Source organism: Escherichia sp. E1130 (assembly GCF_005781065.1).
Taxonomy (GTDB): domain Bacteria; phylum Pseudomonadota; class Gammaproteobacteria; order Enterobacterales; family Enterobacteriaceae; genus Escherichia.
Window position 1 is genome coordinate 1 of record NZ_VATL01000027.1, and the last position, 11,385, is coordinate 11,385.

Below are 11,385 nucleotides of genomic sequence, written 5' to 3' on the forward strand. Positions count from 1 at the left end.
GCATTTCATGCAGCGGAAAACGTTTTGATTCCGCGATAGTAGAAATTGCCTTCGCGCCAAAACGCGAGTCGAGTAGTTCTGAGCGGAAATCCGTTAACAGCTTCTGGTCCATTTCGAACTCCTTAAATTTATTTGAAGGCAATAAAAAAGTAGGATTTATCTGGAATGGACGCAAGGGGTTACAGGTATAATTTAAATAACAAAATCCTAAGCATGAAATTGATTTATCTATATAACAAACTAACACCAATAATATTTACACCAGAAAACACCAGATTAATTTTAAATATATATTTAAGGAATTCCTGTTATTTATTTTAATAACCAAAAAGAGTTTACTTCCTTCTGCATTCTTACACTGATTACCGCTACTCTTATTTGTAATAACAGCGATACACCTGCTTTTATCATGGAGTAGCGTGAATGTTCCGAAAATGAAATTTTGCAAAAAAACGTTTATCACTCATTTTCTTTGTATATTAATGGGTTATATTTTTTGACACATTAATAAACGTGATCTTCCGCACACTTCATCCCCCATCGACCGTAGCGAATGACTACTCTTAAAGGAAAGCCCGATAATTAGAGACGAATTTCGGAGGTCGGATCCTTATGCTCAATCAGAAAATTCAAAACCTTAATCCAGATGAACGGATGATCGAAGTCGATCTCTGCTATGAGCTGGATCCGTATGAATTAAAACTGGATGAGATGATGGAGGCAGAGCCAGAACCCGAGATGATTGAGGGGCTACCCGCCTCTGATGCGCTGACCCCTGCCGATCGTTATCTCGAACTGTTCGAGCATGTCCAGTCGGCGAAAATTTTCCCTGACAGCAAAACCTTCCCTGACTGCGCCCCCAAAATGGACCCGCTGGATATCTTAATCCGCTATCGTAAAGTGCGCCGTCATCGCGATTTCGACTTACGCCAGTTTGTTGAACAGCACTTCTGGCAGCCGGAAGTCTACTCCAGCGAGTATGTATCGGACCCGCAAAACTCACTGAAAGAGCATATCGACCAACTATGGCCGGTGTTAACCCGCGAACCCCAGGATCATATTCCCTGGTCTTCCCTGCTGGCGCTACCGCAATCGTACATTGTCCCGGGGGGCCGTTTTAGCGAAACCTACTACTGGGATTCCTATTTCACCATGCTGGGGCTGGCAGAGAGCGGGCGTGAGGATTTACTGAAATGCATGGCCGACAACTTCGCCTGGATGATAGAAAACTATGGCCACATCCCCAACGGCAACCGCACCTATTATTTGAGCCGCTCGCAGCCACCGGTTTTTGCGTTGATGGTGGAGCTATTTGAAGAAGATGGTGTGCGCGGTGCACGCCGCTACCTTGATCATCTAAAAATGGAATATGCCTTCTGGATGGACGGCGCAGAATCACTGATTCCGAATCAGGCCTATCGCCATGTGGTGCGGATGCCGGACGGCGCCCTGCTCAACCGTTATTGGGATGACCGCGACACGCCGCGCGATGAATCCTGGCTGGAAGATGTGGAAACCGCGAAACACTCCGGTCGCCCGCCTAACGAGGTGTATCGCGATTTACGCGCAGGTGCCGCTTCTGGCTGGGATTACTCATCACGCTGGCTACGTGACGCGGGCCGTCTGGCAAGCATTCGCACTACCCAATTCATCCCCATCGACCTTAATGCTTTCCTGTTTAAACTGGAGAGCGCCATTGCCAACATCTCGGCGCTGAAAGGTGAGAAAGAGACAGAAACGCTGTTCCGCCAGAAAGCCAGCGCCCGCCGCGATGCAGTTAACCGTTATCTCTGGGATGATGAAAACGGCATCTACCGCGATTACGACTGGCGGCGCGAGCAGTTAGCCCTCTTTTCCGCTGCCGCTATTGTGCCGTTATACGTGGGCATGGCGAATCACGAACAGGCAGACCGCCTGGCAAACGCCGTACGTAGCCGTTTACTGACGCCGGGTGGGATTCTGGCGAGCGAGTACGAAACCGGAGAACAGTGGGATAAACCCAACGGCTGGGCGCCATTGCAGTGGATGGCGATTCAGGGATTTAAAATGTACGGCGATGACTATCTGGGTGATGAAATCGCGCGTAGCTGGCTGAAGACAGTGAACCAGTTTTACCTGGAACATCACAGACTGATCGAGAAATACCATATTGCCGATGGCATTCCCCGTGAGGGCGGCGGGGGCGAATATCCGTTGCAGGATGGATTTGGCTGGACCAACGGTGTGGTACGGCGTCTGATAGGTTTGTACGGCGAACCGTAATATTTTAACAGCCAGCCACTAACAACCTGCTGGCTATAAAACTATCCTCTTCAGGAGGCGATATTTAACATCATCGCCGCCTGAGTGCGGTTTTTCACTTCCAGACGGCGATAAAGCGATTCCAGATGCGCTTTAACCGTTCCGGTACTGATATTTAACGCCCTGCCGATCTCTTTATTTGATTCACCTGCCGCCAGCATAGTTAAAATTTCCCGTTGGCGGGCGCTTAGCGATTTGAGGTCTTTTGTGTCTTTTTCCGGTGTCGTTCGCCAGTCTCCGGGCAGAAACATCATTCCCATTGCCGCGCTATTTACCGCCAATGCAAACGTCTCGACGGCTGAATCACGCGGTACAATTGCCATCACGTTAAAATGGATAACTTCCTGTAACCATCGTTTGCTGCAATCTGTCGCCGTTATCAACACTTTAACATCAGGAAATTGCACTACGGTTTTTTGCAGTAACCAGTAGCAAAACTCACCATCCTGATCGCCATCAAGCATGACCAAGGCTTCAGGGGAGCTTTCCAGTTTTTGCCACAGTTCATCTGCCTGATCGACGCCCTGAATACTCACTCCAGGAATACGCTGCTGTAAGCTGATTTTCATTCCGTGAATAAATATTGACTGCCTGTCAAACATGATTATATGCATTACTGAATCTCCACCTGGATACGTTAAAACTCTCAAGTAGGGGAAGGGTATTACCCGAGAGGCAAAATAAGAATTCGCCATTTGGCGGTGGCCATTCTACAGATATGCAATGTGGAAAATAGTTACCGATATAAATAGTTACAGCTGACAGCCTGAAATTACATGTCGAGGGCATTATTTAAAACATTTTTGAGGAAATCCTTATATCTTCGTCTGACAAGCATTCAAATAAACTGTGATTTTCGCGAGAGCTGGCTAAATACCTGACCGCAAAATGATTAAATTGCGCACGAAAAGCCAATACTGCATTTACTATTTTGCAGGAAATTGCTGAAAAGACAGTCCTTCAAGCGTTATTTTTCCTTTCCAGTGAAGCTTATCAGCCATTTCCTTCTAAAAAATACCGGTATTAATCATTACTACATTGTGAAACCTTGCATTAGATGCTAGAAAAAACAATAAATAATGCGCTATGCGCGTTACTGTTTCGCTGTGAACAACAATCGGTCAAAGAAATGGATAAAATTCACGCAATGCAGTTGTTCATTAAGGTCGCAGAGCTGGAAAGTTTTTCCCGTGCAGCGGATTTCTTTGCTTTGCCAAAGGGAAGTGTTTCGCGCCAGATACAGGCACTGGAACATCAGCTTGGCACCCAGTTGCTGCATCGCACTACGCGGCGGGTCAAACTTACCCCCGACGGCATGACCTATTACCAACGAGCGAAAGATGTGTTGAGTAATCTCAACGAACTGGACGGCCTGTTTCAGCAGGATACCACCAGCATCAGCGGCAAATTACGCGTCGATATCCCGCTCGGAATTGCGAAAAACCTGTTGCTGCCGCGCCTGCCAGAATTTCTTCATCAGTACCCAGGGATTGAACTGGAATTAAGTAGCAGTGACCGGGCGATTGATATTCTTCGTGATGGCTATGATTGCGTGATGCGCACGGGCTCGTTGCCCGACGAGGGTATTATTACCCGCCCCCTCGGCAAACTGACGATGGTCAACTGTGCCAGCCCGCACTATCTGACGCGTTTTGATTATCCGCAAAGTGTGGACGATCTGACTTCGCACGCAGTGGTGCATTACACGCCGCATTTGGGCGCGCATCCATTAGGTTTTGAGGTTGCCACCAGTAATGGCGTCCAGTGGTTTAAGTCCGGCGGCATGTTGACGGTAAACAGTAGCGAAACCTATCTCGCCGCCGGCCTGGCGGGTCTGGGTATCATTCAAATCCCCCGCGTCGCCGTACGCGAAGCCCTACGCGCCGGGCGGCTTATTGAAGTGTTGCCCAACTACCGCGCCGAGCCGCTATCCATTTCTCTGGTTTATCCCCAGCGTCGGGAGCTTTCCCGCCGTGTAAATCTGTTTATGCAGTGGCTGGCTGGCGTAATAAAAGAGCACCTGGACTGACCGACTATACTTTTTAAGACAGACAACGACAGAAGGACTAAAGAGCGGATGACGCAGGAAAACGAGATCAAACGTCCCACCCAGGATCTGGAGCACGAGCAAATTAAACATCTGGATAATAGCGATAAAGGCAGCAAAGTCAGTCAGGCGTTGGAAACCGTTACCACCACTGCCGGGAAAGTCCAACGTCAACCAATCATCGCGCACCTGATACGCGCGACAGAACGCTTCAATGATCGGCTGGGTAACCAGTTTGGCGCGGCAATCACTTATTTCTCGTTTTTATCGATGATCCCGATTTTGATGGTGTCGTTTGCCGCAGGGGGCTTTGTGCTGGCCTCCCACCCGATGCTGCTGCAGGATATCTTCGACAAAATTCTGCAAAACATCAGCGATCCGACGCTGGCGGCCACATTGAAAAATACCATCAACACCGCCGTTCAGCAGCGAACGACCGTAGGGCTTGTCGGCCTGGCGGTGGCGCTCTATTCCGGGATCAACTGGATGGGAAATTTGCGTGAAGCAATTCGCGCTCAATCGCGTGATGTTTGGGAACGTTCACCGCAAGATCAGGAGAAGTTTTGGGTTAAGTATCTGCGTGATTTTATTTCACTAATTGGTTTATTGATTGCGCTGATTGTCACGCTTTCAATAACCTCGGTTGCCGGTTCGGCGCAGCAAATGATTATTAGCGCCCTGCACCTTAACAGTATTGAGTGGCTGAAACCGACGTGGCGGTTGATTGGCATGGCGATTTCTATCTTCGCTAACTATCTGCTTTTCTTCTGGATCTTCTGGCGTCTTCCGCGTCATCGCCCGCGTAAAAAGGCGCTGATTCGTGGAACATTCATCGCGGCTATTGGTTTTGAAGTCATTAAAATCGTGATGACGTATACCCTGCCGTCGTTGATGAAATCCCCGTCTGGCGCGGCATTTGGTTCCGTGCTGGGGCTGATGGCGTTTTTTTACTTCTTTGCCCGTCTGACGTTGTTTTGCGCGGCGTGGATTGCCACCGCCGAATACAAAGACGACCCGCGAATGCCGGGGAAAACGCAGCATTAAAATAGGTCGGATGCGGCGTAAACGCCTTATTCGGCCTACGAATTTATTCAACCTGGCTCGCCGTAGGCCGGATAAGATGCACCAGCATCGCATCCGGCTATAATGCGCACATAACCACCTGAAACTCTTCCCCTGGACCTCTTCAGCCATCTCTTCGGGAGCCAACAATTTCACATCAACTCATAAACCCAGCATATAAATCCAGTTGGTAACTTTTATTTAACCTGAAACCAGTTTTATCCACCATTTATGAAATTGTGTGAAGCATTTCATAGAAGAAAAATCACTAGTCTAAACATTATCCGCTTTTTGCCTGGTTTTTAACCTTTTCCGCGATTTGTTACACATTGAAATATCACTTTTGCTGTGCGTAATATGGCTATTCGTTCGCCAAAAAATAAGAAAAGATTATGCAAGCAACAGCCACAACACTCGACAACGAGCAAGAATACAAGCCGATAAACTCACGTAATAAAGTCCTTGTCGCCTCCCTCATTGGCACGGCCATTGAGTTCTTCGACTTCTACATTTACGCCACTGCGGCCGTTATTGTGTTCCCGCATATCTTCTTCCCGCAGGGCGATCCGGCGGCAGCGACGCTACAATCGCTCGCCACCTTCGCCATCGCTTTCGTCGCACGCCCAATCGGTTCTGCCGTATTTGGTCATTTCGGCGATCGCGTTGGGCGTAAAGCGACGCTGGTCGCCTCGTTGCTAACGATGGGGATTTCAACAGTGGTGATTGGTCTGCTGCCGGGCTACGCCACGATTGGTATTTTCGCCCCGCTGCTGCTGGCACTGGCTCGATTTGGTCAAGGTCTGGGATTAGGCGGTGAATGGGGTGGCGCAGCGCTGTTGGCAACCGAGAACGCACCACCGCGTAAACGTGCGCTGTACGGCTCCTTCCCACAGCTGGGCGCACCGATTGGCTTCTTCTTTGCTAACGGCACTTTTCTGCTGCTTTCCTGGCTGCTGACCGATGAGCAGTTTATGAGCTGGGGCTGGCGCGTGCCGTTTATCTTCTCGGCGGTGCTGGTCATTATCGGCCTGTATGTTCGCGTGTCGCTGCATGAGTCGCCGGTGTTTGAAAAAGTCGCTAAAGCGAAAAAGCAGGTGAAGATCCCGCTGGGTACACTGCTGACCAAACACGTGCGCGTCACGGTACTCGGCACCTTTATCATGCTGGCAACCTACACGTTGTTTTATATCATGACCGTCTACTCAATGACCTTCAGTACCGCCGCCGCGCCAATTGGGCTTGGCCTGCCGCGCAATGAAGTGCTGTGGATGCTGATGATGGCAGTTATTGGTTTTGGCGTGATGGTACCAGTAGCCGGATTGCTGGCCGATGCCTTTGGGCGGCGTAAAAGCATGGTGATCATCACGACGCTAATCATCCTGTTCGCGCTGTTCGCCTTTAATCCACTGCTCGGTTCTGGCAATCCTATTCTGGTTTTTGCTTTCCTGCTGCTGGGGTTAAGCCTGATGGGGCTGACCTTCGGGCCGATGGGCGCGCTGTTACCAGAGTTGTTCCCGACAGAAGTGCGTTACACCGGAGCATCGTTCTCTTACAACGTAGCGTCGATTCTCGGGGCTTCCGTTGCGCCATATATCGCGGCCTGGTTGCAAACTAACTACGGGTTAGGTGCGGTGGGGTTATATCTGGCGGCAATGGCTGGCTTGACGTTAATCGCCCTGCTGCTGACGCATGAGACGCGACATCAGTCGTTGTAATAAGAGTGAAAAGCCTGATGCGCTACGCTTATCGGGCATGAACAAAGCGCACTTTGCTAACAATCTAAATCTGTTTAATTGCCGGATGCCAGATATCCGGCAATTATCATCACTTCTTCATCTGCGACAAAATCGTCCGACACTGATTAGCCTCCCCTTCGGAAGGTGAGATCAGCGCCAGCAAGGCCGCAGCTGGCGTCACCAGCGTTGCCAGTGCCGCCGCAACGGCACCTCGGGCAATCAACGGCCCGGCTTTCACCCCAGCCTGCGGATTTTTAAACGTCCCACGCACATACAGCGGCGAACGCAGTGTGATAATCCGAATCCCTTTACTCTCCGGATCAATAGTCAAATCCAGCTGTTCCGAAGCAAAACTTGCCGTGCCGGTAACATTAATCAACGCGTTCTCAGTATCAAAAGCAAAAATCTGCGGACGCGCCACGCCATTGGCAATATTCAGATTTGCTGCCGCGCAGTTCACCCGCACCTCATCATCACCGAAGATCGCACCGACAATGTAGTTACCGACGTTCAGCCCGACAATCTCCATCAGGTTGCGGCTCACCAGCCCGTCATTCATCAACAGTTTCAGGTTACCGTTACTGTTCCCCAAAAGCGCCGCCACTGAGTTACCGCTACCGCGTAGTTCCGCATCACCGTTCATTTCCCCCAGCGTCTTCTGCATCAATTCCACATCCGGCATCAGTTCTTTCAGTTTCAGTCGACGAGCCTGAATATCTGCCCGCCCTTGCATCGGCTTTTTATCGCCTTCCAGATGAATATTCGCCGCAATGCTGCCGCCCGCCATGCCAAATTTCAGCGGTTGCAGGCGTAGGTCAGCATTTTTGAGGATGATATGGGTAGAAAGATCGCTAATCGGCAGGCTGCTGCCATGCTCAATACGACGGCCTTTGAATCGAACATCGGCATCCATGACGTCCCATTTATCGGTTTCGAAGCGGTCATACGGCAGCACTTTGCCCGCAGGCTGAACGCTTTTTTCGCCCTTCTTCTGTTCAGACCGTTTCGACTTTTCCGCCCCTTTACCGGAATCAACGCCAATTAACGGTCCTAAATCTGCCAGCCGCAATTGGCGCGACTCGACGTCACCTTCCAGTTTTGGCCGTGGCTTACCGGTGGTGTAGACCAGAGAACCGTGAATATCGCTATCGCCAATACGCCCGTTAAAGCCACGATAATCAAAGACCGACGATTTTTCCGTGTCGATTTTCGCTACCAGCCGACCATCGGTTTCAAACGGTGGGGTATCAGGCAGCAGAACGCCCGTCAGTTCATAGAGATCGCCCAGCGAATCGCCGGAAAATTTAAGCCGTAAATCGACGCCGCCCATTTTCATTGGGTCATTCACGACGCCATCAAAAGCAACACGGGTGTTACCAGAGCGGAAATCAGCCTGTACCGGAAACGGCGTCCCTTCGCCACGCAGCGCCAGCATGCCGCCAATTTTTCCCGTGCCCGTGAGCGGTTCGCCGTTATAACGTCCCTGCGCCTTCAGGCCAAAAACGTAATCGCCCACCTTTTCTTTCTCGTTCTTACCTTTCGATCCGCTGACTTCACTGAACGGTAACGGCTTGCCTAATGGATCGACAAAAATTTCCAGATCCGCTTTGCTTACTTTGTCATCAATGGCGATCCGCCCTTGATCGAACAGAATATTATCCAGCCGAAACGACCACGCCGACGGCTTTGCATTCGCGTCTTTGTTGTCATCGCTGGCGAGATTAAACGTCCAGTTGTTATTCTTTTCTGAGAGGCGAATCAGGCGTGCGTCGGGCTTTTCCAGTTTGATCCACGGTAGCCAGACCGTTTTGGTCAGCAGCGCCAGAGGGGCCAGCGTTGCTTCTACCCGTGGCAGATGCACCATTGTGACTTCGGGAATGTCTGGCGGGTTGCCGAGAATGATGTCTTCCGCGTGTACATGGGGCCACGGCACCCAGCTGCGCCAGCCAGTTTCCTGTTTTTGCCGCTCCCATACCACGCCCAGATCGCCACGAATAGCGAACGGGCGATTCAGCTCCGCAGAGACTTTCTGGTTGATGGTCGGTTTGAGTCGATTCCAGTCAAAAGTCGCAATCAAAATGATCGCCACGACGAGCAACAACAAGAAAGCACCTGAAATCGCGGCGGTTATTTTGCCTGCCTTGCTCATAGTTCGCTTCCTCATATTCTTCCTGGGCCAGTCCTAAAGATAGTCCAGCCAGGCGGAAAATGAGGCGGCTACACCACCAGAGCCACCGTATCCAGCGTTTCTATCGGTGCCGGACGCGAAAGAAACCAGCCTTGTGCGGCGAATGCGGGCGAGTTCTGTACATCGCGCCACTCTTCCGGCGTTTCCACGCCCTCGACAATCACCCCGCGACAATAGCGATTCATTAGATGTAAAAGCTGCGAAAAGAGCGTGCGGCCTTCCGGCGACTGGCGCAGCATCACAAACAGTTCGCGAGCGATTTTAATGTAGTCATAACGGACTTCACTGAGCGCGGAGAAATTTGCCATCCCAGTGCCAAAATCATCAAGCCATAGCGGACCAAATTCGCACATCGAGGCAAAGGTTGAATCTTTTGGCAGGCGGATATGTTCTACCAGTTCAAAACGCAGCCAGGGAAGGCGGTCAATCTGACGCAAAATTTCCGGCTTCTGACGTAGGGCGAGAAGTGTCGGACCATCGATATTAACCGATGCCAGCAGCCCATGCTCAACAAAGAACACGGCTTTTTGCGCCAGCAAATCAATCTGTTCTTTCACCACATCCATACGATGTCTGATGGTGATTTCAGCAAAATAACGATCCGGCGGCAGTCGTTGCGAAGGATCCTCGGGATGAGTAACGACCGTTAATAGCTCTACGGCCATCAACCGACCGGATGTCTGGTAAATCGGTTGCCAGGTGTAAGCACGTTCACACTGCAACCAAAAGCGTCGTTCCTGCAAGCTTTCGATACTTGCTTCAGGATGGCTTATTCGCTGAATAACCTGCCTTATCATCGAAGATGTCCTGTGTTTAAAAGTGATGCTGCCCGGACTCGACAAATGTTATCGGCGCGCAACGCCAGAACTTTACCGCCCGAAGCGGCTAAATTTGCCCGTCCTGCGGCGAAATCGTCCAGGAATACGTTCTGGCTCAAAAAAATAATGGAACAGTGTTTTAATATAGTTGACCAACAAACCACCACAGCGCAAACTAACGCTAATTTTTTTACAGATCAGGTTCACGACTATGTCCAAAAAGATTGCCGTGATTGGCGAATGCATGATTGAGCTTTCCGAGAAAGGCGCAGACGTTAAGCGCGGTTTCGGCGGCGATACCCTGAACACCTCCGTCTATATCGCCCGTCAGGTCGATCCTGCGGCATTAACCGTTCATTACGTGACGGCGCTGGGAACGGACAGTTTTAGTCAGCAGATGTTGGACGCCTGGCACGGCGAGAACGTTGATACTTCCCTGACCCAACGGATGGAAAACCGCCTGCCGGGCCTTTACTACATTGAAACCGATGACACTGGCGAACGTACGTTCTACTACTGGCGTAACGAAGCCGCGGCCAAATTCTGGCTGGAAAGCGAGCAGTCAGCGGCGATTTGCGCAGAGCTGGCGAAATTCGATTATCTCTACCTTAGCGGGATTAGCCTGGCGATTTTAAGCCCAACCAGCCGCGAAAAACTGCTTTCCCTGCTGCGCGAATGCCGCGCCAATGGCGGAAAAGTGATTTTCGACAATAACTACCGTCCGCGCCTGTGGGCCAGCAAAGAAGAGACGCAGCAGGTGTATCAGCAAATGCTGGAATGCACGGATATCGCCTTCCTGACGCTGGACGACGAAGACGCGCTGTGGGGTCAACAACCGGTGGAAGACGTCATTGCGCGCACCCATAAAGCAGGCGTGAAAGAAGTGGTGGTGAAACGCGGGGCTGATTCTTGCCTGGTGTCCATTGCAGGTGAAGGGTTAGTGGATGTTCCGGCGGTGAAACTGCCGAAAGAAAAAGTGATCGATACCACCGCAGCTGGCGACTCTTTCAGCGCCGGTTATCTGGCGGTACGTCTGACAGGCGGTAGTGCGGAAGATGCCGCGAAACGTGGGCATTTGACTGCAAGTACCGTTATTCAGTATCGCGGCGCGATTATCCCGCGTGAAGCAATGCCGGAATAATGGTTTTTGACGGAGAACGGATAGATATTCGTTCTCCGTTAATAGTTACAGCGGTACACTATCAGCCTGTTGATAATCGTAATGCCGTAACA

9 protein-coding genes are annotated in these 11,385 nt (G+C 50.8%); 5 read left to right on the forward strand and 4 right to left on the reverse strand.

The window, feature by feature from the left end; translation table 11 throughout:
- On the reverse strand, nt 1-112 hold a 112-nt coding region (locus FEK66_RS26060), incomplete at its 3' end, for a hypothetical protein (RefSeq protein ID WP_240730938.1).
- A 500-nt stretch (nt 113-612) separates the two neighbouring features.
- On the opposite strand from FEK66_RS26060, the gene FEK66_RS21165 reads away from it, so the two are divergent.
- Entirely contained in the window at nt 613-2,262 is a 1,650-nt protein-coding gene (locus FEK66_RS21165) for an alpha,alpha-trehalase (protein WP_135495334.1), read from the forward strand.
- A 50-nt stretch (nt 2,263-2,312) separates the two neighbouring features.
- Here the strand turns inward: FEK66_RS21165 and FEK66_RS21170 are convergent, their stop codons facing one another.
- Entirely contained in the window at nt 2,313-2,915 is a 603-nt protein-coding gene (locus tag FEK66_RS21170) for a response regulator transcription factor (RefSeq protein ID WP_064527789.1), read from the reverse strand.
- A gap of 515 nt (nt 2,916-3,430) precedes the next feature.
- Between FEK66_RS21170 and FEK66_RS21175 the strand changes: the two genes are divergently transcribed.
- From FEK66_RS21175 to FEK66_RS21185, 3 genes are all read left to right on the forward strand, one after another.
- Nucleotides 3,431-4,330: a LysR family transcriptional regulator gene (locus FEK66_RS21175; protein WP_205714135.1), complete on the forward strand. Its 900-nt coding sequence runs from the start codon at nt 3,431-3,433 to the stop codon at nt 4,328-4,330.
- Nucleotides 4,331-4,378: 48 nt separating this feature from the next.
- Nucleotides 4,379-5,392 carry an inner membrane protein YhjD gene (gene yhjD / locus FEK66_RS21180; protein WP_130210132.1) on the forward strand — a complete coding sequence of 338 codons (1,014 nt, stop codon included), beginning with the start codon at nt 4,379-4,381 and terminating at the stop codon, nt 5,390-5,392.
- Nucleotides 5,393-5,802: 410 nt separating this feature from the next.
- Nucleotides 5,803-7,125: an MFS transporter gene (locus FEK66_RS21185; protein WP_130210130.1), complete on the forward strand. Its 1,323-nt coding sequence runs from the start codon at nt 5,803-5,805 to the stop codon at nt 7,123-7,125.
- A gap of 109 nt (nt 7,126-7,234) precedes the next feature.
- Here the strand turns inward: FEK66_RS21185 and FEK66_RS21190 are convergent, their stop codons facing one another.
- Both FEK66_RS21190 and pdeH read right to left on the reverse strand, forming a co-directional pair.
- Nucleotides 7,235-9,295 (reverse strand): AsmA family protein, encoded by a 2,061-nt coding sequence (locus FEK66_RS21190; RefSeq protein WP_135408230.1) that lies wholly within the window; start codon nt 9,293-9,295, stop codon nt 7,235-7,237.
- A 68-nt stretch (nt 9,296-9,363) separates the two neighbouring features.
- Nucleotides 9,364-10,131, reverse strand: a complete 768-nt coding sequence (gene pdeH / locus FEK66_RS21195; RefSeq protein WP_135495336.1) for a cyclic-guanylate-specific phosphodiesterase — start codon at nt 10,129-10,131, stop codon at nt 9,364-9,366.
- A gap of 232 nt (nt 10,132-10,363) precedes the next feature.
- Between pdeH and kdgK the strand changes: the two genes are divergently transcribed.
- Entirely contained in the window at nt 10,364-11,293 is a 930-nt protein-coding gene (gene kdgK / locus FEK66_RS21200; protein WP_130260942.1) for a 2-dehydro-3-deoxygluconokinase, read from the forward strand.
- Nucleotides 11,294-11,385 lie beyond the last annotated feature (92 nt).